The organism is Exiguobacterium sp. HVEsp1 (assembly GCF_002009685.1).
GTDB lineage: Bacteria > Bacillota > Bacilli > Exiguobacteriales > Exiguobacteriaceae > Exiguobacterium > Exiguobacterium profundum.
Genome location: NZ_KV917367.1, coordinates 2,388,546 through 2,409,965 on the forward strand (window position 1 = coordinate 2,388,546; position 21,420 = coordinate 2,409,965).

The window sequence follows — 21,420 nt, forward strand, 5'->3', positions numbered from 1 at the left end:
TCCTCATCATAACACAACGATTCGATATGCCGTTGTTTGTGGCGGCAAGGAGCGTGTCAATCGTTCATCATGCTCGACTCGAACCTGTTGCCCGACGAGAAGCGGTGTCTCGTCCAAAAGAGGTCTCGCTACATGAAACACGATGCCATCAAACGGTTCCGCTTCCCGCGTCGGCGTGACGCGGATTTTTTCCTCCATCACCTCTGCGACATATCCAGTGAACGTCGCCATGCCTTCCCCCTCCTTTCCAGTCCTACCTTTCCATTTCCCGTTTTTACAAGATTTTACGAACGGGAAAGCCCATATCGGACATAGCCCGCCTTTAGGCATGGGATGAGAGTGAGTTCGGATGTGAAAACATCCGACGTTCGGGTATACTTATCCCATAGACAAGAACAAGTCTCTAAAACGCCTGTGTCCATCGCCCCTTGAAAATCGTATACGGTTCGGTCATGAAAACATATGACCGGTAAAACGATGCCTGTCGTCATGCAAAAGACGCTAAAACATCAGATGGACACACCTGCAACGACCTGTGGTGGATGGTAACAGTCCACCAGCCTGAGAATCTATATGATCTGTCTCAGGAGGGGTGATGGCACACCCTCATCTGGAGGTTTGAGCAAAACAGAAATGGACTGCGCTCGCACAAGCACTTCAGAATCCCACGGTTTTAATCGTGGGAGTGTCAAAAAAGATGCTACTCGCCTTTTGCAAGAACAAGTATAATAGAGCGACACCAGTACTTGTGAGGAGGACACCGTATGACACAAACGATCGATTTACACACCCCAGAGTTCCAGCGCACGTTCCTTGAGATGATGCTCCTCGCAGAATTAACAGAAGCTTATAACGCTGAAGCCATCAATGACATGGCAACACGTGGCGAGACCGCGTTCCCGGATGACCCATTCTTCCCGGCGATGCGCGCTTATCCATACATTCGAGAAGGTGACACTGATTCGGCCAAACCGTGGCTCGACAAAGCGAGCGCGCTCGGCGATCACTACATTCTTCATATGTTGAAAGGGTTCGTCAGTGAAGACACCGGGTTCACGTTCGAAGCGGAACAACACTTTCTCCGTGGCGTCGAACGCTATCCGGACGTCCCGATCATGCACCGCGCCCTTGCCGTCCACTACTTCGACCGCAAGTTCCATGGCGAGGCCGGTCTTCATATCATGAACTATGTCCGTCTAGCCGGATTCGGCCCGGACACCGTCCCAATGTTGCTCGAATTTTTCCAAGTGTATGACGACATTCCGCTCGATATGGTCAATGAACTGATGAAGACTTCGAGCGGTTACTTAACATTAAATCCGCATGACCCGCATGCCCATTCCTTATACGCGTCTATGTGTAGCCATCGTTTCGCTGCACTGACGGCCGAGTTGAAGGACGATGACCCGCTTACCGACGAGATGATTTGGATGCTCCTAGAAGTCGAGAATCACGGGATGTGGAGTGCGACTTATGACCGCAGTGAAGAGCGGATGTTCCGTCACATGTTCGCGGAATACGTCGACAACGTCATTCTTCCGAACACGTCGCAGCTCTATGTGTGGCGCCTTCGGTTGCGTTACTGGACACGTCGCCTGACACACCGCTTCACGGGTGGTTACTCTGTACCGACGTCATGAAAAAACATCACGCCAGCGTGATATGCTCCCCAATAGGTAGACAGATGAAATAAAAAATCTGTTTATCTATTGGGGAGTGTTTTTTTATGGCGAGAAGTCGGCATACGATCGAACAAAAATTGAGTGCGCTGCGCATGATGGAAGAAGAAACATATACTTGGAAGGAAATCATGGGGGCTCATGGGGGCTCTAGGCACACCCTCCAGGTGTGGAAAGTGAAATTCGATACCGGTGGGATCGATGCGTTGAAGGAATCGAAGGCATGGAAATCTTACACCAAGGAACTGAAAATCGCGGCCGTCCGCGACTATCTCGATGGGTTCACTAGAATGGAGGTACTCTCCAAGTATCAGATCAGTAATTGGTCTGTTCTTCGTAAATGGATTAAGAAGTATACTAGTCATAGCGAGTTAACAGATTCGAGAAAAGGAATGGATTGAGCTATGACAAAAGGAAGAAAAACTACATTCGAAGAGCGCCTTGAGATCGTGAAATATTGTTTGGAGAATGGACGCAACTACCAGCAGACCGCGGAACAATTTCAGGTGTCCTATGCCCAGGTCTATGGCTGGATCAAAAAGTATGACACGGGCGGGGCAGAGGCGCTCGTGGACCGCCGTGGGCGTACGAAGCCAGAGGACGAACTAAGCGAAGAAGAGAAGCTTAAGCGCCGTATCCAGCAAATGGAGCTTGAGAACGAACTTCTTCGTGCAGACATCTTGTTCCTAAAAAAGTTAGAGGAGATCGAGAGGATGTCGTGATCAGCCAGGTACGGCTACAGCAACGATATATCGCCATCAAAGAATTAAACGAAGAGAAAGCCCTTTCGATCGTGCTCCTCTGTCGAGTCGCCGACATCTCACGGGCGGCCTATTACAAATGGTTGAATCGTACCATACCGGTGCATCAAGAAGAGAACGAGAAGCTTCTGGAGGACATTCGTCTACTCTATGACCAGGCGAACGGCACATACGGGTACCGTCGGATCACGATGACCATCAATCGGCTGCGCCGGCAACAGAGCCTGTCCCCGTTCGAGGAGGGGCGTTCATGCAACAAATTGTGCATGTCAGGCTTCCGTTTTTGCAACTCATACATAAACATACACCAATTGTGACTTTTTCTAACATACTGTAAAAGAAGAGAAGGAGGCCTCCATGAAAATCAAAATTGATATTGACCCGGCCCACGAAGACACTCCCATGGTGACCATCCAGGCAAGCGAGTGGACCGAAGAAGTAGAGGCGATTGTGCGGCATCTGAAGGAACTCGATAAATCAGAAGGTTCACCGAAGCGACTTGTAGCTGTAGACGGCGAGGGGTCTGTGATCTTGCAGCCGAGTGAGATTGACTATGTCTATTCGGCAAATCGAAAGGTGTACGCGCAGATGCAGACGAAAACGCTAGAGTTGAAGCTCAAACTATATGAACTAGAAGAATTCTTGACCAACTACAGCTTTATTCGCTTCTCCAAATCGGTCATCGGCAACATGGACCGGATTGACAGATTCGAACTATCGTTCAACGGAAATCTGTGTGTCTTTTTTAAATCCGGTAATAAAGAATACGTCACACGAAGCTATGTGCAGCATCTGCGCAAGCAATTAGTGGAAGGAGGTGGCGGCCGTGGTGAGTAAATTGATTGTCCGTATGTTTGGTGGATTTGGTGTAGGGGCTGTGGTGACGCTCATTGCGCTTGTTGTACTGAATGATCCCGAAGATACCGTTTCTTCTCACCTGATTGCTCTGAACTTACTCGGCAGCATGTTGATCGGTGCGTACTTTAGCATAAGCGCTTTATTATTCGAAAGAGACGAATGGAGCATGTTGAAGCAGACCTTGTTTCATTATGTAACGTCGCTGATTGTGCTGTTTCCTGTCTTTACTTGGCTCACAGGTTGGGTTCCACTCACACCACGTTCACTTGCCATTGGATTTGTATTTTTCACAATCACCTACATCCTCAACTGGATCGGCTGGTTTACGTACTTTAAGCAAATGGAAAAGCGCATGAATGAATCCTTGCAACAACGAAAATAAAGGGAGGGAACAAATATGATCGAGATTCAAGGCGTCCGCAAGAACTATGACAAACGGCAAGCGCTTGACTCAGTAAACCTCGATATACCGAGGGGAAGCTGCTTCGGTTTGGTCGGCCCGAACGGAGCAGGAAAGTCGACGCTCATGAAGATTTTAGTCGGTGTGGTGGAAGACTATGAAGGAGATGTCCTTGTGCAAGGAGCACCATTTAAACAGAATGTCACAGCCATCAAACGGCGCATCGGTTACGTCCCGCAAGACATCTGTTTAGAAGAGACGTTGACGGCGCGTGATAACTTGCTGTTCTTCGGAAGGCTGTATGGGTTGAAGGGTTCTAAGCTTCAAGAACGCATACAACAGGTACTCGCACTAATCGGTTTAGCTGATCGAGAAAAATCCCTTGTCCGCACCTTCTCTGGAGGGATGAAGAGGCGATTGAATATCGGATGTGCCTTACTTCATGATCCGGACATCATTGTACTCGACGAGCCGACAGTAGGCGTCGATCCTCAGTCACGTTGGGCCATCTTCGAATTGATTCATGACTTGAAAAGGCAGGACAAGACGATTCTTTATTCCAGTCATTACATGGAAGAAGTGGAGCAGTTGTGTGACACGATAGGGTTTATAGACCAAGGAAACGTCGTCGAATACGGAACCATGCAAGAGGTTCTCGCCAAACACCGACACGCGGCCATCTATTTGGAAGGTCCGTCCGTGACGCGAGAAGGGTTAAACGGATACGAGGGTGTGACTGCGCGGGATAAGGGGTTTGTGATTGAGAGTGCAGAACCTTTACGTCTTCTGGAGCGGATCGCCAAACAGTTTGCCGCTGAGGGCATCATTCCGGAACGCCTTGAACTCAGTCAAGCGAAGCTCGAGGACATCTTCTTCAAGCTGACTGGCACGCATTTACGCGACACGAGACAGGAGGGAGTGCAATGAACGCGATTGCCTTACTAGAGCTGAAAAAGAAGACACAGGATAAGGGACTATGGTTTTGGACATTTCTGTTACCCATCATCTTCATCGTCGGCTTTATCACGATATTCGGAGAGAGCATGGGTGCAGAGCCCGAGCAACTTGTCGTCCAGATCGTGCCGGGGTATACAGTCATGTTCTCGTTCTACATCATGATTTCCATCGTCATCGCGTTTATCAAAGATCGCGACAGTGGCATGACGGCGCGTATGGCCAGTACACCATTGTCGCGGATGGAGTATTTCCTTGGCAAATGGTTGCCGTTCGTCGCAGTGGTCTTGTTACAGATCATCGTGCTGTTCGGGTTTGGTGTAGTTGTCTATGACCTTCCTCTCGGCGACCCGGTGGCGCTCGCTGTACTCTCTGTCGGCCTGGCATTTGTTGCGACAGGCTGTGGAATGGCGATGGCAGTGCTCGCCAAGACGGAAAACATGGGAATTGCTCTCACGCAAGTCATTGCTCTCGGTGGTGCAATGCTCGGTGGTCTCTGGATGCCCGTTGAATTTATGCCGGAGGTGATGCAGAACATTGCGAGGTTCCTACCACATTACTGGGCACTAGAAGGCTACAAGACCGTGCTCTTGGAGCAAGGTACTCTACTAGATGTTTGGGCATCTCTAGCAATTCTTATGGTTTTCGGAACAATTTGTATCGTCACAGCGCTCGTATTCTATCCGCGGTACTTGAGGCAGGCGAAGAGTTAAATGAACAAAAATCAACCCCAGGGGTTTTTGAACTGCTCCCCGTCAAGTAGACAGTAAAAAAGAAAAAAGGGTAGACCTAAGCTGCGACCTGGTATCGATACTGATATGCTCCCCAATAGGTAAACAGATGAAATAAAAAATCTGTTTATCTATTGGGGAGTGTTTTTTTATGGCGAGAAGTCGGCATACGATCGAACAAAAATTGAGTGCGCTGCGCATGATGGAAGAAGAGAAGCTTAAGCGCCGTATCCAGCAAATGGAGCTTGAGAACGAACTTCTTCGTGCGGACATCTTGTTTCTAAAAAAGTTGGAGGAGATCGAGAGGAAGTCGTGATCAGCCAGGTACGGCTACAGCAACGATATATCGCCATCAAAGAATTAAACGAAGAGGAGGCCCTTTCGATCGTGCTCCTCTGTCGAGTCGCCGGCATCTCACGGGCGGCCTATTACAAATGGTTGAATCGTACCATACCGGTGCGTCAAGAAGAGAACGAGAAGCTTCTGGAGGACATCCGTCTACTCTATGACCAGGCGAACGGCACATACGGGTACCGTCGGATCACAATGACCATCAATCGGCTGCACCGGCAACAGAGCCTGTCCCCGTTCAATGAAAAGCGGATCTATCGCTTGATGCATATCCATGGGATCCAATCGATCATCCGCCGGAAGCGGAAGAGACATAAGAAATCAACGCCACAACATGTGGCCGAGAACCTGATGAACCGAGAATTCAGTGCATCCCGGCCAGACGAGGAATGGTGCACCGACGTCACCGAGTTCAAATACGGCGCCGGGAAGAAGGCCTACCTGAGCGCGATCATCGACCTGTATGACGGCTCAATCGTCGCCTATCGCATCGGGAGGTCCAACAACAACGGGCTCGTGTTCCATACGATGATGCCAGCCATCGCGGGGCTCCGTCAAGGAACACGTCCGATGATCCATAGCGACCAAGGGTTCCAATATACCTCGAGAGGGTTCAAACGGATGGTAGAAGACGCGGGAATGACCCGAAGCATGTCCCGGGTCGGACGTTGCATCGACAATGCGCCGATCGAGAGTTTTTGGGGCACCTTGAAAGTGGAGATGTACTACTTGCGTGAGTTCCAAGCATATAGCGAACTCACATCGGCCATCGAGACCTACATAACGTTCTACAACCACGATCGTTTCCAGAAACGACTAAACGGCTTGAGCCCTGTCGAATACAGGGCTCAAGCCGCCTAGGTCGGTATTCATTATTTGCCCTGTCTACTTGACGGGGAGCAGTTCAGCGCGGCGTGATGCTTTTGTTTATCCGGCATACGGTTTAATCGGTCCGCGCAGGCTGAACGAGTAGTCCTCCGGATCGACAATCCCGACGACTTCGTCGCCTTCAAGTAACTCCCATAGGAATTCTGCCATCTCGCGCGCCGTGTGATACTTTGCGACGTTCTCGCTATAGTCGAACCCTTCCGTATCGCGAGCCCGGTCGGCGAAACTCGTTTCGGTTGCAGCCGGTGCGAGTACTTTCGCCCGAAGCTTGGCATCACTCTGCTTCAACTCTTGCGCGAGCCCTTCCGTATACGCACTCACGAAGAACTTCGTCGCACAATACGTGACCGAGTTCGGGACGATCCGATAGCCCCCGACAGACGACACGTTCAACAGTTGCGCCCCTTCGACGTCATGATAATCTCGGACGTATAGACTCGATAAGACGGTGAGCGCTTCGATATTCAGACGAATCATGTTCTCGATTTTACCGAGGTCGACATCTTTGATGAGATCCGCATCCCCGAATCCGGCGTTGTTGATCCACGTTTCGATATCGAGGTCCGCGAGCGATTCATAGAGACCATACACGTTTTCGCTATATGATAGGTCGGTCGATTTGATGATGACATCACTATCCGGCGAGATGGATTTGATCTCATCACGTAGCGACTCAAGCTCTTCTTTCCGTCTTGCGACGAGCACAAGCGACTTGCCTTTTTCGGCGAGTAGCTTCGCTGTCTCATAGCCGATTCCTGAACTAGCTCCTGTAATGACCGTATACTTCATATAATCCACTCCTTTTTGTCGTTTACCTTGTTGTTGATTCCCCACTTTCTTCATCGCGAATCGTTCCGATGTGAACGAAAAGCCCTGACTCCAAGGAGACAGGGCTTTCAACTTATGTCGTGAATCGACCAATCAGTGTCTGCAGGTCACTCGTCATATTGCCGAGTGATTCAGCGACACCGTTCAATTCTTGGATCATCGCGAGTTGGGCGTCAGCCGTCTCACCGACCGTACGCATTGTGTCGGCCATCCCTTCACTGTCTTGTGACATTTGAAGAGAGGACGTCGCGACTTGTTTCGTCGTCTCCGCAATCTCATGCGAGGCGATGCGGATATGTGACGTATTATCGACTGATGTCTCGAGCTGACTGACAATCTGTTCGAACGCACGTGTCGCTCGTTCGAGCAACAACGTGTTCGTCTCGACGCGTTTCGCACTGACGACGTGTTGGTCGAGAACGGCGTTCGACTGTGTCTGAATCGACTCGATCAACCCGGCGATCTGTGTCGCCGACTGCTTCGACTGCTCGGCAAGTTTACGCACTTCTTCTGCAACGACGGCGAACCCTTTTCCTTGCTCACCGGCACGTGCCGCTTCGATGGCCGCGTTCAATGCCAACAAGTTTGTCTGGTCGGTGATCGATTGAATGACCTCGGTGATAAGGGCGATCTCGTCAGACTGTTGCTTCAATGCCGAAATCGATTCTCCCGTCAGACGTGTTTCCCGCTCCAGTGCGAGCACCTCGTCTTTCGCCTGAGCCATCGTCGCACCACCTTCTTCGGCGAGCATCAAACTTTGCGACACGTCATCGTCAATCGAGCCGATCGAGCCAGCGATACGACCGATGCCTTCATCGGCAGCAGCCACCGCTTGAGATGTTCCAGTCGCTTCTTTCGCCTGCGCGACCGTTTCTTCCACGACTCGGTCGATGAGACGTGTCGTTTCCTCCATCTGTGACGCCATCTCTTCCGTACTCGCATACAGTTCTTCCGATTGTGCTGTGATTTCCTGTGCGTTTTGGGTGACGCGGTCAATGAGTTCACGCAAATTACCCTTCATGCGGTTGAAGCCGGTCATCAATTGTCCGATTTCATCTTGTGTGAGCGCCTGAAGATCCTCACGTGTCAAATCACCTTCCGCGACTACTTCTACTTCTTTCGCTAAGAAACGGAGCGGTGTCGTCACCATACGGCTGATGGCATATCCGGCGCCCATCGTCAGGACGAAACTGACGATGGCGATGATAACCGAGTACCAGAAGGCACGCTGACTCGCTTCTTGGAGCTCCATCTGCATCGCCAACATCTTCTCTTCCGTCTCGGCCTGCAATGCGTCTCCGGTCGATGCGATCGATTTCGTCACGTCTGGCATGAGACGTAGTGTCAAACGATCAATCGCTTCTTGATCTTTTGAGTCGATTGCCGCGATGGCTTGTGTCGCCAACTCGTCATATCCAGTCGCATATTCGAGTAACGATTCAAATTCTTTTCGTTCGGTCTCATTGTCCGCGAGTTCGATCAACGATTCGATGGCGGCTTTCTTCTCTTCTCCACCACGAGTGATTTGTTGTTTGCGCTCATCATCCTGTAGAAGCACATACCCGCGGACACCATACGCTTGACGGACCATCCCGAGCGCCAAGTCGTCTGCCGCTTTCATCTTCATGACATCGTTTGAAATCATGTGTTCATATTGACTCGTCATCCGGTCGAGCGTCCACAGATTGTATCCCATTCCAACGATTGTCAAAATTAGAATCAAACCGATACTCGTCATGATTTTTCTTGATAACGTCCATGTGTTCCGTATCTTTTTCACGTACTACGAGGAGACCTCTCCTCTTCCACCTCTATTTCTCTCTATTTTTATGTATTGCCTTTTTCTTTATCGGATACAACAGCCTTATTTGTACCAACAATTTGAAATTCATTTACGTATTGACCTATCTTTTTATTTTTTGTACTGGGCACAAAAAAGAACCAGACATCTGCCTGGTTCTGAGACTTGCTTATAGTTTGAATTGCGCCACGCGATTCGAGAGTTCGGTCGCCCGTTTTTCCGTTTCGCCCATCTTCGCCTGAACGTCGTTGAAACGCTCGACCGAAAGTTGGACTTTCTCTGAGATGGACTGCGTACCGTCCGCGCCTTCTGTCACGGTCGTCGCTACTTCTTGAATGACCCCAAGAATGTTGTCCGTCATATGGCGAAGTTGAAGCGCGTTACCTTCGAACGTCTTCGCCGTCTCACCGAATACTGTTGCATCCTGTTCGTATTGCGTTGCGGCATCTTCGAGACGATCGTAGTCAGCCATGACTTTCGTATTGAGGAACGTCAACATGTCTGCCGAACTCGTGTTGAGTCGTTCGACCGAATCGATGACCGTGTTTGACACGTCACGAATCTCGTTGACCGTCTGACGTGAGTTTTCCGCCAGTTTGCGAATCTCGGATGCGACGACCGCGAATCCGCGACCCGCTTCCCCTGCCCGTGCCGCTTCAATCGATGCGTTCAAGGCGAGCAAGTTCGTCTGGTCGGCGATCGCAAGAATAGCTGTCGTCAAGACGCGAATCTCTTCAACCGACTTGGCCCCTTTGATGGCTTCTGCGAGCTCGACTTGTTTCTTCTCGATAATTGCCACTGCTTCTGTTTTCGAGACGACAGCTTGCTCCCGCATCTCGTGTGCTCGTGTCTCGACTCGATTCGCCGTATCGGCACTCTCGTTTGATAGATCGACAATCGAGTCAATCGAGCTACCCATCTCGGTCGTCGAGGCGCTCATTTCTTGTGAAGAGGCTGCTGTTTCTTCCATACCAGCCGTCAATTCTTCGACCGTACCCGACGTCTCTTCCATATAGTGGCTGAGTCGCGTCACTTCAGCGGATACATCTTTTGAAGACGAGAGGACGACTTTCGCCGTCTCATCGACATCGATCATAATCTCACGAAGTGTGGCGAGGAACGTGTTGAACGAACGACTGACTTGTGCGATCTCGTCGTTCGACGTGACGGGAATCGTCATCGTCAAATCCCCACCTTGTGTCGCGAGTTCATCAAAGCGTGTCTGGAGCGTTTGCATCGGTCGAATGATCGAGCGTAACAGGCTGAATCCGAGGAACAAGAGAATCACCACGGCCCCGACCGTCACGGCGATCAACGCCATGAGAGACTGCATGAAGTCACGCTCCATGTCCTGACCGACACGTTGCGAGCCTTCTGAGTTGTAGGCGACCAGATCTGCTAGTTTTTGTGTGAAGTTGTCATATGTAGATTTGGACTGTGCATCATAGTATGAGCGAGCCATCCCAGTGCTGCCGGTCGAGCTGAACGTCAACATGTTGTCCGAGACGCGTTGGTACATCTCCCATTGACGCGAGAAATTCGTAAAGAGTTCCTTGTCTTCCGCATTCACTGCACGCCCTTCGTATTTCGGTGCGATCGTGTTGATCTCGTCACGAATCTCTTTCATCCGTGTCATGAGCTCTTCTTTTTGTGCCGCATCCTCCGTCACGATGTGATCGAGTTCGAGCGTGCGGTAGTTCGCAGCGAGCGTATTGAGTTTGTGCGCGTAATCGAGCCCTTTATTCCAATTGTTGACGATATCGTCCGCTTGACGGTTCGCGTCATTCATTGAAAACAGTGCGTAACCACCGACGCCAATGACCATGACGAGCGATACGATGACGAGACCCCATAATTTTTGACGAATCGTTAAATTCCTCCCGATGTTCGCCCCGAAAGATGTCGTGCGTTCACGCTTCTCTCCGCGTTTCCACTTGAGTGTCGGTTTCCACGTCCATGTCGGCTTTCGTTTGATCCGGTTCAGTGCTTTCGACCATGTTGATTTCCATGCCATCTATGTATTCTCCTCTCAATCATGCAGTGTTTCCTATACTATCGACAATTTTCAGAAAATAATGAAGAGGATTGACCAAACTTAAAAAAAGGTGACTCAAACTGCAAGAGTCACCTTTCCATCGATTATTTCTCACTCAATACCGTCTGCGTACCTTCAATCATCTTGATTTCGGTCCACTCCATCACATTCTTCGCGAGCGGATCGTTGGCGACCATGAAGTCAGCAAGCGCTTCTACTTTTTGGGCGTCGACCGGTTGTTTCACGTTGTTCAAGCGGAAGCGTACGACCTTATGGAATGCATCTAAAAATGAGATTTCAAGTTTTGTGTCAGTCATGGGTGATTCTCCTCCTTAGGGTATGGGTTAGACTAAATCGTATTCACGGACGATGCCGAGGTCTGCTTCCTCTTGAATGACGAGGTCGATCAAGATACGACCGAATGCGTCGATCGTATCTGCCGTCAGGTCGGCACGAATCGGGCCGAACCGTTGTGCTTTTTTCGTCGGTTTTGCTGTTTGTACGTCATGATGCGTCGTCAACACGAACGTTGCTTTCTTCTCTGTTAAGACAGCCATGGGGGATGGCTCCTTTCAATAGGGGATTAGGTTTCTGATACGGTCGAGGTATCCATTCGTTCGAGCAGCTGAATCATGCGATCGAGCTTCGTCTCAATCCGGTGAAGCAAATAGAGCGAGACGACGATGGGGAACCCCAGATTGGAGATGAGTTCGGGCCAACTCATGTGACCACCTGCTCATCGTGCCGAGGATCGGCGGCGGGACGAGTGCGGTTCTTCATAAGTCCTCCCTGTTAATACACTAGAAATTCTTGGGCCACGACGTAGTTGGCGGATTCCACATCAATCAGTGCCTTGATCAAGTCACCAAACTGTTTCATCCGTGCCTCATCCATCCGACTTCCAAGCGGTCCATAGCGGACGAGTTGCTTTTTCTCTTTGCCGTCGAGTTGTCGCCGGGTGTCCAAATAAAGCATCGTCGCCGTTTCTCGATATGCTGCCATTTGTCTCACCTCCTTCGTCCTTATTAACCGCTTACAATGTCAAAGTGCTCATTCGATTTTTCTATAACAATAAGTGACGATAGTCCTAAACTATCTGAATATTTATTCATTTTTCAATTTCTATCTACTTTTTCTTGAGCTTTCATATTAAGTAGGGTATCTTAATCTTCGGCAGACAGCATTCAAAAATACGTCAAAAGTACCATGATTTATTCCCCACATTTGAAAAAACTGTAAGTTTAAATTCTTGTAAATGGGGTACTATACGTAGGAGGGCATTTTTTTTGAATTTTACTAGTCAGTCTTGAAGAAGGAGACATACACGATGAACAGCCTAGACCTCGCAAGCTTTGCCTCAATTCCTTCCGCTCAACACGACTTCGACCAAGCCGACCTGACGTTTTCAGCGACCGAATGGGATACATACCGACCGGAACAAGGAAAACCAATTTCGTATAAAGAGCAACATTTGATTGTCTATCCGCTCAAAGAATTGAGCCGCGCCTTTAGCGTGGCCGGCATCCCACGCAGCCAACAGCAATTGATCAAATGGGAAACAGATGGCGTCTTGCCACCGACCCCATTTACGTTCGGCCGGAAGCGATTCTATACGGAAAATCAGATTCGTACCATTGTCGACATCGCATTGGAATGCGGATTGCGCCCACGAACACACGTCAAAAAGACGAACTTCTCCGAATTGGCGCATCATGAACTAACGTACATATTAAAACTCGAACTAAACGCCTACGAGGCGCCTGTCATCTGAACAGGCAAAAGCCATCCGCCATGAAGGTCATGACGAATGGCTTTTTTACTCACTTTTTCGAAATCGACTGCGGCACGTCCGTGCGGGACACTTCCTCATATGAGGTGACCGTTCGAGTCGACGGTGACATCGTGACGATTGTAGATGATGGAAATGGGATTACCAAATCCGAATCGCCTTATATCTTTGAACGCTATTACTGGGGCACGAATACAGATGACGCACGCGGGAGTGGTCTCGGCATGGCCATCTCACGGGACATCATCGAAGCCCACGGGGGGAAAATAGAAGTCGACAGTGCACCGGGACACGGCACCACAATTCGAATCACATTCATGACATAGCAAAAGGGACGCTCAGGCGTCCTTTGCAGACTATAGACAAAAAGCATCTACTTCATTTCAACGCGAATAAAGTAGATGCTTTTCTTTTTATATTTAAAAAGGTAGAAACGACAGGATGCCAGTTTCTTTAAAAATGAAGAATATGATAACCGTAGAAACAGTTAAAATGATTCGACGTTCTGTTATCTTAAAAAATATTGAATAAAGCACAACCGCAGTCACAAGATTAAATCCACTTTGAATATCGATACCAAAGTAGTGAATACGTACTTGAGCTGCTTCAGAGTTAAATAAAAGATCTGGAAGAAAATAGTATCCTCGTTTGAATAGAAAGGCAGTAGGTATTGAGCTTAGAATTGCGGCGCCTATCCCTTTTTGACCGGCATTCCAAATGATTAACGCATAGACAGAGGATAGGACTGCGATAGTTAGCCATATTCCAAATAGTTGATAAGGTAAGAATCCTAAGTTCAAATAGAACATTAGGTAATAAGCTAAAACTGTGGAAACAAGCAAAATAATTGAATGAATGGAAGCGTTTAATCGTGACTTGCTAAACACAGCTACTAATGTCACTAGGAATAGCCAAAACTCAAGTGTAGTATCAAAATCAATCAAGGGGGAACTACTCGCATATTGATCCAAGCATCCCAACAAAATTCCCAATAACCCTAACAAGATACAATTCTTGAATTGGCTAAAAAAAGTAAGTTCATGAGTTGACTGTTGTGGCGTCGAGCTATTCATCTGTATTTGAGTCCCCAATCTATACTTTAGTAAGTTATAAGAGTAAACGATATTGATATACAATTCTAAAAGGGACGCTCAGGCGTCCCTTGTCTGTGTCGTATAGTCAACAATCCATGTTTCCAGTTCTTCAAGCGGTAACGGTCTAGAGAAATAATATCCTTGCATCTCGTCACAGCCGAGTTCGCGTAACGCGTTCCACTGTTCAAGCGTCTCGACGCCTTCGCACACCGTCTTCAAATTCAAACCACGTGCCAGATCGACAATCGATTCGACGATGACGTTTCCGGTCGGGTCATTCTCGGTCACTTGAATGAACTGGCGATCGATTTTGATCTCATGAATCGGATAGTGCTTCAAGTAGACGAACGCCGAGAACCCGGTCCCGAAGTCGTCGATCGAGATGGAAAAACCTTCTTCACGGAATGCGACGAAACGATCGATGACGTGTTGCTGGTTCTCCATCCCGACGCTCTCCGTGATTTCTAAGGTCAAATAACTCGTACTGACCCCTTCTTCTCGTGCGATTTGGGCAAACTTTTCGACGACCCCTTCGGATAAGAAGTGACGCGCCGATAAATTGAGGGCGAGTTCATACCGGTCTCCCCGTTCATGCCAACGTTTGAGCTGGCGACAAGCCGTCACGAACGCCCATTCCTCTAAGTCGATGATGATACCCGTTGATTCGGCAAGCGGAATGAAGTCGAGCGGCGGCACGAGACCTCGCTCTGGGTGATTCCAGCGCATCAACCCTTCAAACCCTTTCAGTTTACCTGAGGAAGCATTCACTTTCGGTTGGAAATACAGTTCAAACTGACCTGATATCACACCAGTACGTAAATTCATCTCTAACAAGAGTCTCTCAGATGCTTCTTGCGCCATGGCCTCTTCAAAAAACTTGATGACCCCACGTTTCTCATCTGATTGACCTGCAACGACACGTGTTGTATGAATCATATCCAAAGTAGATCGACTTTCATGTTCAATAGAGATGAATGCGCTCGTCGTCAGTACAACGTCTAATTCATTGACTCGATATGGCGCACGCGTCACTTGCTCGCATAAATGTTCTGCAAACGAACGTATTTTCCTCCGTTCCCCGTAAGGTACCCAAATGACAAATCCCGATTGCGAGGTACGTGCCATCCTAGATTCATCGATTACTGCTCGTAGTCGTTTCGCCATTTCTTTCACAATCAAATTCGATGTTTCGGTTCCAATCGCATCCTCAATAGACCGAAAATCGTCTGCTCGAATATATAAAACTGCTCCTAAAAACCCTCTCGCTTGTTGACGTAATTGATCGACTTCCTCGACAAATGCATATTTGTTCATCAAACCTGTCAGTTCGTCCGTGTAGGCTAACTGATGAATCCGTTCATCCACAAGCTGCCGGTCAAGCCGGAAGTACAGGATGGCAATAAAATCCGCAAGTGTACTCACAATCAATTCCTCAAGATAGTTCCACTCCCGAGGCAGAAACGTCTCGCAACAAATCACACCTGTGGCACGATTGTTTGCATAAATCGGAGCATCTAGCATGGAGTACACACGCTTTCCTTCTACAAAGTACTCTTTGTACAAGTCCTTCACCCATGGATGACTGCGAACATCCTCAAACGAAAGGATTCGCTCTGTTTGAAGCGCATCAAAATAGTCAGGCGCGAGTTCACGATGGACCGTCAACTTCGGATGATGTGTCCCTGATTCGTGAGAATAAGCGACTTGACATGAAATAGATCGATGCGATGTATCAAAATGCCAGATCGAGACTGTATCGACTGCCAACATATCGGCGACAATCTCACACATATACAGAATTGCCTCCTGCACCGTTTCTTCCGTTACAATCGGCATCCGTACGAGCGCGAACAGTTTCTCTTGATGTTTACGATATACTCGGTTTGAAAAGTTGTTCTCGATCATCAGTCTGCTACCTCACCCATTTAAATTTGACCTAATGATAGCACGAATCAACCGATTCAACGGTTTTCAAAATTCAACAGAAAGTCAATACTTCCTTCTTTTTTCAAGTGATGAAACAGGGATTTATTCCCACTTCTAAATTATTGACCTCCTTTTTAAGAAAGAGACGCGAATTGACCTTTTGTCCCATTGCTTGCCTATTTCTTTGCACCGTACAATGAACTTGTATTGTTTCACTTGTTAAATTGTTTCGTTCTCACTCTTTGAAAGGATGTGACGCTATGAATCCAAAGTCTGGTCTCACCTATTCATTCGCGGCACTCGCAGCGGTCAGCGTGCTTGCCCACGCAGACGAAGCAGCAGCGTCGAGCACACATACGGTGCGTTCGGGTGATACGTTATGGTCGATCAGTCAGTCTTATGATGTGTCCGTTGCGACGATTAAATCGTTGAACGGTCTCTCTTCCGATCACATTCGCATCGGTCAAAAACTAAAGCTCACAGGCAGTCCCTCTGCTGCGACAGGTGGTTCCTCGTTAACCACGGCGAGTACGAACCGCGTCACGACGACACACGCATTGAACATGCGGGTCGCCGGGGGAACGTGGCATCGTGTCCTCTTGACGATTCCAAAAGGTACGGCGCTCACACCGATCCAATCAAACGGTTCATGGACGAAAGTCAGTTACGGCGGACAGACCGGTTGGGTGCATAACGATTATTTGCAAAAGGCATCTATGTCGAGCAGTACCGACAAACCAACAACGGTCACACCGAGCTCGACTACAGCTCAAACGAAAGCCAACTTGAATCTGCGTTCGTCGAAGTCTACGAAGACGACCGTATTGCTCACGATTCCAAAAGGCAAAACCGTGACCGTCTTATCTGTCGAAGGGTCATGGTCGAAAGTGAAGTATGGGTCGAAAACAGGATATGTCGCCAATACATATTTAACAACATCAGGAGCGGCGACACCGACAACACCGAGTACAGGACAATCGATCAATCAACAATTCACTACGACGGCAAACTTGAACGTTCGACAAGGTGCAGGCGTCGGTTATCCGCTCGTCACGACTATCCCGAACGGAACCGTCGTCAAAGCGACGAGACAGTCGGGCAGTTGGTACTATGTCACGTATAATGGGAAGTCCGGATACGTGAGCGCCGGTTACTTGAAGCAGACGTCCACGACACCGAGTGACCCGGCTCCGAACGAAGGCGATGCCGGTGCTGGTAATGCGGCTGTCGATTATATCGTCAACACACCGTCCTTGAACGTACGTTCGAGCGCATCGACGAGCGCGACCATCATCGGGAGTGTCAAAGCAGGACAGACGTTGCGCGTCGTCCAGTCGTCAAAAGGCTGGCTTCAAATCTATTACGGGAATACGGTAGGATTTGTCGCTTCGGCTTATGTGAAAACCATCCCGAAAGGTTCGGCAGACGGCCCGTCTTGGGTTGAAGGTTCTTATGATTCGAATTCATATTATACGTACTATCCAACATCGATTCGGTCACAGGCGAACGAGTCGAGTAGCACGGTCGGCTCGACACTTCGGGGAGAACTCTTGAACGTGATCGGGGAGACATCGACCCACTATCGTCTCGCATCAGGATTCGTCGCAAAATCAGCCGTCGCTGAAATCAAAGGGCAAAGTGCTCAGTCGACACGGCTTTCGACCATCGATGTGGCAAAACGCTTCGTCGGCACACCGTACGTATGGGCATCATCAAGCCCGGCAAATGGTGGATTCGATTGCTCAGGACTCATCTATTATGTATTCAATCAATCCGGCGTCAGCATCCCACGGACAAACGTGGCTAATTATTGGGGTGGTGCTTATTTCGGACCTCAATTGCCCAAGTCATTCGTCCCGCAAGCCGGTGACCTCGTCTTCTTCGAAAACACATATACCGCCGGGCCATCACACATGGGTATCATGATCAATTCCGATACGTTCATCCATGCCGGTTCATCTGGATTAGGATACAACCAAATCAGTAAAGAACCGTATTGGCAGTCACGCTTAATCGGTTATAAGCGACCGTGACTTTGGTCACACCAAAAAACCCGACAAAAGTCGGGTTTTTCTTTCGTATTGCAGGATTTTTATCGCTTGACCCGAATTCGGAAGTATGATGAAGAAAAAAAGGAGGTGCCGGATGGGCCAACCCCGTTTTGCAAAAATTCCATACCGTACCTACACGATGGCGCTCGCGATTGCTTGTCTCATCGGTGTCCTGTTGTTTGGACTTGGCACGAGTTTTTATTGGCATGAAAAACAAGAAGCCATCGACCAGACGATTACGAATTTGAATCAAGCGGCAAACCTAGCTGGTGTCGAAGCATACGTCTCTCTTTTCGAAGCGGCGACCCGGTATGAGGAGCAGTCGAATCAGACGACATCCTTCCTCTCCACACCGTACAAAGAACGGGCACTCCAATACAATGAGCGTTTATTGAACGACTTTGAGGACGGTGTGAACGAACGGGAACGGGAGACGCTCCAGACGTTCTCAAATGAGTTGAATCAAATTCTCGAGGCGGAACAATTCGAGGCGGTCCCAACCGATGTCATCAGTTCCATCAATCGACGCTGGCTATATCAAGCACTCGAGCAAACGAATCAATCGAATGCGGCATACGAACTGACTGATGCCATCATGCGAATGCAATCGATTCTTATGCGGAATCGTGAAGCCCTCTTCCGTAACCCGATTGATGCGGGTCAACTCACAAACACCGTGGATCTGATTGTCGGCGAAGCAAAACTTGTTCAAACCATCATTGAATCGAATGAGACACTGCAGTCGAAAGCGGTCATCGACGTGGCGGAAAGCGGACAGTCCTTTGCGAATATGGCGAATCGCGAGGCGTCTCTAGAAGCTCGTTACGTCAATTCAACGAATGTCTACGAGGACGCCTATGGTGCCCTTCGTTCCATCCGTTCGAGTTCTGAGACGATGCTTCAAGAAGAAAGTAAGCATTATCAAGTCTTAGCCACCACTTCATTCGTGGTGACGTTGCTGTTATCGCTCGGACTCCTATTTCTGCTCTACTATACACGCAATCGTTACAATCACGATTTGGCGCATCTCAAAGCACGCGCACTCGCCATCGACCCTAGCCTAGAACCTGTCGAAGCGATGTTTCCGAAAGCACATGATTTCCGAGGGATCGAGGACGAGTTACGCGAGATTGCCACGAGTGTCCATTCGACCGTTCACGAACTAGAGAATCGTTCACAAGACCTCGTGCGTTACCATGAGCGCTGGTCGTCTCTCTTCTCTGAGACGGGACTCGCCATCGCCCTCATGGATGACTCGTATAACCTGATTGAGCGCAACGAGATGTTCCGGCAGTTTTTCGGTGATCGAAACTTATATGAGATCAACCAATTGTTCACCGAGACGGGTCGCCGCTTGTTCGAGCAAGCGCTCGAAGGTGTGACTGAACATGGGACGAGTGCGCAGTTCATCATTCATCTGAAAGGGGAACATCTCCGTTATCTGAATGTGAAACTGACGCCGCTCAAGCGTGAGGAAAAGTTGACGTATTACCTCATCGTCGAAGATGAGACGGACCGGGTCGAACGGGAACGGAAGGTCGACCGTCTCGTCCGTTTCGACTTGGCGACCAACCTCTATAATGAATATGGCTTTGTTCGCAAGTGGGAAAAGCAAGAGATTGACGGTGCATTTATCCTTATCCGGATTCATGACTATCATCATCTCGTTGATTGGTACGACCCTGCGTATGCTGATCTGCTCATGATTGAGTTTGCGCGAGCCGTCGAGTCCCGTCTTTCGAAATATGCCCAACATCTCTTCGGTCGATACCGAGACGACACGTTCATGCTGTATGTCCGAGGCTTCTCGTACGAGGATGAGCACGAGCTGTTGGAGCTCTTCCCGACTGAAGTGACAATCAACCATAAACGTCAAAACGTACATATTCAAATCGGGGCGACCGAAACGGAAGGGGCATACAACGACTGTCTGTTCAAGGCGATGAAGGCGTTGCAACACGCCAAAGAGACACGTACCCCTTCGGTTTGGTATGACTCGGAAATTTTAGCCCAGATGCAACTCGCCGCACTGATTGAACAAGCGCTCCCGGATGCCATCCGAAAAGGAGAATTGACGGTCGCGTATCAACCGCAAGTCGAATTGAAAACAGGTCGCGTCGTTGGCGCGGAAGTGCTCGCTCGCTGGACACATCCTGACATCGGAGTCATCCCACCGAACGAGTTCATTCGCATCGCGGAACGTTCCGATCAAATCTTATGGCTCTCACATAATATTCTCGATCAGACGATTGCCCAACTCGTCGCATGGCAAGGGACTTCATTTGAAGACATCTCCTTGTCGTTCAACCTGTCGGCCCATTCGGTCGACCCTTCCATCGTGGCGAAGCTTCGGGATTCAATTGAGGTATACCCGTGGCTACCTGACCGATTGAAGATTGAATTGACCGAGTCCTCTGACATCATGTCGTATGCGAGTGAACTCGAACGATTAGAAGACATCGCTGACCTCGGCTATTGCCTATCAATCGACGACTTCGGGACCGGATACGCCTCATTCGAAGCGATTTGGCACCTACCGATTCAAGAAGTGAAAATTGACCGGATGTATGTGAGTGGAAAGGCGAAAGAAAGTACGTCCTTCTTACGTGCCGTCTCTCGCTTTGCGAACGAGCAACAACTAACCGCTCTCGCCGAAGGGATTGAGACCGAAAGCGACCTGTCACGCATGCTTCGTGAAGGGGTCGAACTCGGACAGGGCTTCTACTTCTCACCCGCCCTGGACGCAGCCTCATTCGAATCATGGGTCAACACAAAGGGACACTCGCGTTGAGTGTCCCAGCTTGTTGACTAACATGAATCTTATCGCTCGCCTGTCCGGCGCCCACGCTTTCCTCAGGCAATCCCGGAGCCGCATCGCGACCTAGGTCGCTGCTGGGTCTCCGTCGGATTGCTTTCCTGTAGGAGTCGGGGCGCCGTCGGGCAAGCAACGAAAACGGTCGTCATCTGGCGGCCGTTTGTCTTTTTCTGAGACCACGACGGCCGAAGAAAAAGCTCGATACTTACTTCGAATCGATGTATCAGGGGAAAGGGAAGGTAAACGCCGAGCCCGCCCGTCATCAATCCCGAGATCATCCGTCTCTTCCCGCCGTTCAACATCCATTCTGTTCGTCAGACCGTGAAGGATGGATCGTGTCGACTTGTTGATCATCAGATCCGCCCCTCTGTGTTCTTCTCACACCATTATATGGGATGAAGGACAAAAAGTGACCAAGAACGGGCAGGCGAGACTCCTGAGGGAATAGCAAGCAAAGGG

General features: G+C 49.3%; 20 protein-coding genes and 2 pseudogenes. 11 read left to right on the plus strand and 11 right to left on the minus strand.

Annotated features, from left to right (window positions below; all coding sequences use genetic code 11):
• Positions 1-6: 6 nt before the first annotated feature.
• Entirely contained in the window at positions 7-231 is a 225-nt protein-coding gene (locus tag BV910_RS12175) for a hypothetical protein (RefSeq protein WP_078147532.1), read from the minus strand.
• A 533-nt stretch (positions 232-764) separates the two neighbouring features.
• Between BV910_RS12175 and BV910_RS12180 the strand changes: the two genes are divergently transcribed.
• The 7 genes and pseudogenes from BV910_RS12180 to BV910_RS12210 form a co-directional block, all read left to right on the plus strand.
• Positions 765-1,640 (plus strand): hypothetical protein, encoded by an 876-nt coding sequence (locus BV910_RS12180; RefSeq protein ID WP_078147533.1) that lies wholly within the window; start codon positions 765-767, stop codon positions 1,638-1,640.
• Between the two features lie 86 nt (positions 1,641-1,726).
• A pseudogene (locus BV910_RS12185) lies at positions 1,727-2,688 on the plus strand (helix-turn-helix domain-containing protein); the annotation flags it as partial.
• Positions 2,689-2,842: 154 nt separating this feature from the next.
• The gene (locus tag BV910_RS12190; protein ID WP_240499853.1) at positions 2,843-3,277 is read left to right on the plus strand and encodes a LytTR family DNA-binding domain-containing protein; all 435 of its coding nucleotides are present in this window, start codon (positions 2,843-2,845) and stop codon (positions 3,275-3,277) included.
• The gene (locus tag BV910_RS12195; protein WP_143404790.1) at positions 3,270-3,680 is read left to right on the plus strand and encodes a DUF3021 domain-containing protein; all 411 of its coding nucleotides are present in this window, start codon (positions 3,270-3,272) and stop codon (positions 3,678-3,680) included. The genes BV910_RS12190 and BV910_RS12195 overlap by 8 nt, the downstream gene beginning before the upstream one ends.
• A gap of 15 nt (positions 3,681-3,695) precedes the next feature.
• Positions 3,696-4,625, plus strand: coding sequence for an ABC transporter ATP-binding protein (locus tag BV910_RS12200; RefSeq protein ID WP_078147536.1), 930 nt, complete (start codon positions 3,696-3,698; stop codon positions 4,623-4,625).
• Positions 4,622-5,365, plus strand: a complete 744-nt coding sequence (locus tag BV910_RS12205; protein ID WP_078147537.1) for an ABC transporter permease — start codon at positions 4,622-4,624, stop codon at positions 5,363-5,365. The genes BV910_RS12200 and BV910_RS12205 overlap by 4 nt, the downstream gene beginning before the upstream one ends.
• Before the next feature lie 223 nt (positions 5,366-5,588).
• A pseudogene (locus tag BV910_RS12210) lies at positions 5,589-6,595 on the plus strand (IS3 family transposase); the annotation flags it as partial.
• 66 nt (positions 6,596-6,661) lie between these two features.
• Here the strand turns inward: BV910_RS12210 and BV910_RS12215 are convergent.
• From BV910_RS12215 to BV910_RS12245, 7 genes are all read right to left on the minus strand, one after another.
• Positions 6,662-7,411 carry an SDR family NAD(P)-dependent oxidoreductase gene (locus BV910_RS12215; RefSeq protein WP_078147538.1) on the minus strand — a complete coding sequence of 250 codons (750 nt, stop codon included), beginning with the start codon at positions 7,409-7,411 and terminating at the stop codon, positions 6,662-6,664.
• Between the two features lie 112 nt (positions 7,412-7,523).
• Positions 7,524-9,230: a methyl-accepting chemotaxis protein gene (locus BV910_RS12220; protein WP_256363521.1), complete on the minus strand. Its 1,707-nt coding sequence runs from the start codon at positions 9,228-9,230 to the stop codon at positions 7,524-7,526.
• Positions 9,231-9,420: 190 nt separating this feature from the next.
• Positions 9,421-11,265, minus strand: a complete 1,845-nt coding sequence (locus BV910_RS12225; protein ID WP_078147539.1) for a methyl-accepting chemotaxis protein — start codon at positions 11,263-11,265, stop codon at positions 9,421-9,423.
• Between the two features lie 125 nt (positions 11,266-11,390).
• The gene (locus BV910_RS12230) at positions 11,391-11,603 is read right to left on the minus strand and encodes a DUF2922 family protein (protein ID WP_031422462.1); all 213 of its coding nucleotides are present in this window, start codon (positions 11,601-11,603) and stop codon (positions 11,391-11,393) included.
• 27 nt (positions 11,604-11,630) lie between these two features.
• Entirely contained in the window at positions 11,631-11,843 is a 213-nt protein-coding gene (locus BV910_RS12235) for a hypothetical protein (RefSeq protein WP_078147540.1), read from the minus strand.
• 26 nt (positions 11,844-11,869) lie between these two features.
• Positions 11,870-12,010, minus strand: a complete 141-nt coding sequence (locus BV910_RS12240; protein ID WP_012727209.1) for a YvrJ family protein — start codon at positions 12,008-12,010, stop codon at positions 11,870-11,872.
• Between the two features lie 68 nt (positions 12,011-12,078).
• Positions 12,079-12,288 carry a hypothetical protein gene (locus BV910_RS12245; protein ID WP_012727210.1) on the minus strand — a complete coding sequence of 70 codons (210 nt, stop codon included), beginning with the start codon at positions 12,286-12,288 and terminating at the stop codon, positions 12,079-12,081.
• A 325-nt stretch (positions 12,289-12,613) separates the two neighbouring features.
• Between BV910_RS12245 and BV910_RS12250 the strand changes: the two genes are divergently transcribed.
• Both BV910_RS12250 and BV910_RS12255 read left to right on the plus strand, forming a co-directional pair.
• Complete coding sequence (locus BV910_RS12250; RefSeq protein WP_078147541.1) at positions 12,614-13,057, plus strand: MerR family transcriptional regulator; 444 nt, start codon at positions 12,614-12,616, stop codon at positions 13,055-13,057.
• A gap of 29 nt (positions 13,058-13,086) precedes the next feature.
• Complete coding sequence (locus tag BV910_RS12255) at positions 13,087-13,401, plus strand: sensor histidine kinase (protein ID WP_371328158.1); 315 nt, start codon at positions 13,087-13,089, stop codon at positions 13,399-13,401.
• A gap of 93 nt (positions 13,402-13,494) precedes the next feature.
• On the opposite strand, the gene BV910_RS12260 is transcribed toward BV910_RS12255, so the two are convergent.
• Both BV910_RS12260 and BV910_RS12265 read right to left on the minus strand, forming a co-directional pair.
• Positions 13,495-14,148, minus strand: a complete 654-nt coding sequence (locus BV910_RS12260) for a hypothetical protein (protein WP_078147543.1) — start codon at positions 14,146-14,148, stop codon at positions 13,495-13,497.
• Between the two features lie 78 nt (positions 14,149-14,226).
• Positions 14,227-16,074 carry a sensor domain-containing phosphodiesterase gene (locus BV910_RS12265; protein WP_078147544.1) on the minus strand — a complete coding sequence of 616 codons (1,848 nt, stop codon included), beginning with the start codon at positions 16,072-16,074 and terminating at the stop codon, positions 14,227-14,229.
• Positions 16,075-16,355: 281 nt separating this feature from the next.
• Here BV910_RS12265 and BV910_RS12270 point away from each other — a divergent pair, with 281 nt between their 5' ends.
• Both BV910_RS12270 and BV910_RS12275 read left to right on the plus strand, forming a co-directional pair.
• Positions 16,356-18,128, plus strand: a complete 1,773-nt coding sequence (locus tag BV910_RS12270) for a C40 family peptidase (RefSeq protein WP_078147545.1) — start codon at positions 16,356-16,358, stop codon at positions 18,126-18,128.
• A gap of 112 nt (positions 18,129-18,240) precedes the next feature.
• Positions 18,241-20,937 (plus strand): EAL domain-containing protein, encoded by a 2,697-nt coding sequence (locus tag BV910_RS12275; RefSeq protein WP_078147546.1) that lies wholly within the window; start codon positions 18,241-18,243, stop codon positions 20,935-20,937.
• Between the two features lie 90 nt (positions 20,938-21,027).
• Here BV910_RS12275 and BV910_RS12280 read toward each other — a convergent pair whose 3' ends face one another.
• On the minus strand, positions 21,028-21,315 hold the full coding sequence (locus BV910_RS12280; RefSeq protein ID WP_078147547.1) for a hypothetical protein: 288 nt from the start codon (positions 21,313-21,315) through the stop codon (positions 21,028-21,030).
• Positions 21,316-21,420: the final 105 nt, after the last annotated feature.

Coding starts and splice junctions, on each gene's coding strand:
- BV910_RS12175 (WP_078147532.1), bottom strand. CDS start 231: ATGGCGACGTTCACTGGATATGTCGCAGAGGTGATGGAGGAAAAAATC.
- BV910_RS12180 (WP_078147533.1), top strand. CDS start 765: ATGACACAAACGATCGATTTACACACCCCAGAGTTCCAGCGCACGTTC.
- BV910_RS12190 (WP_240499853.1), top strand. CDS start 2,843: ATGGTGACCATCCAGGCAAGCGAGTGGACCGAAGAAGTAGAGGCGATT.
- BV910_RS12200 (WP_078147536.1), top strand. CDS start 3,696: ATGATCGAGATTCAAGGCGTCCGCAAGAACTATGACAAACGGCAAGCG.
- BV910_RS12205 (WP_078147537.1), top strand. CDS start 4,622: ATGAACGCGATTGCCTTACTAGAGCTGAAAAAGAAGACACAGGATAAG.
- BV910_RS12215 (WP_078147538.1), bottom strand. CDS start 7,411: ATGAAGTATACGGTCATTACAGGAGCTAGTTCAGGAATCGGCTATGAG.
- BV910_RS12225 (WP_078147539.1), bottom strand. CDS start 11,265: ATGGCATGGAAATCAACATGGTCGAAAGCACTGAACCGGATCAAACGA.
- BV910_RS12230 (WP_031422462.1), bottom strand. CDS start 11,603: ATGACTGACACAAAACTTGAAATCTCATTTTTAGATGCATTCCATAAG.
- BV910_RS12235 (WP_078147540.1), bottom strand. CDS start 11,843: ATGGCTGTCTTAACAGAGAAGAAAGCAACGTTCGTGTTGACGACGCAT.
- BV910_RS12240 (WP_012727209.1), bottom strand. CDS start 12,010: ATGAGTTGGCCCGAACTCATCTCCAATCTGGGGTTCCCCATCGTCGTC.
- BV910_RS12245 (WP_012727210.1), bottom strand. CDS start 12,288: ATGGCAGCATATCGAGAAACGGCGACGATGCTTTATTTGGACACCCGG.
- BV910_RS12250 (WP_078147541.1), top strand. CDS start 12,614: ATGAACAGCCTAGACCTCGCAAGCTTTGCCTCAATTCCTTCCGCTCAA.
- BV910_RS12255 (WP_371328158.1), top strand. CDS start 13,087: ATGACGAATGGCTTTTTTACTCACTTTTTCGAAATCGACTGCGGCACG.
- BV910_RS12260 (WP_078147543.1), bottom strand. CDS start 14,148: ATGAATAGCTCGACGCCACAACAGTCAACTCATGAACTTACTTTTTTT.
- BV910_RS12265 (WP_078147544.1), bottom strand. CDS start 16,074: ATGATCGAGAACAACTTTTCAAACCGAGTATATCGTAAACATCAAGAG.
- BV910_RS12270 (WP_078147545.1), top strand. CDS start 16,356: ATGAATCCAAAGTCTGGTCTCACCTATTCATTCGCGGCACTCGCAGCG.
- BV910_RS12275 (WP_078147546.1), top strand. CDS start 18,241: ATGGGCCAACCCCGTTTTGCAAAAATTCCATACCGTACCTACACGATG.
- BV910_RS12280 (WP_078147547.1), bottom strand. CDS start 21,315: ATGATCAACAAGTCGACACGATCCATCCTTCACGGTCTGACGAACAGA.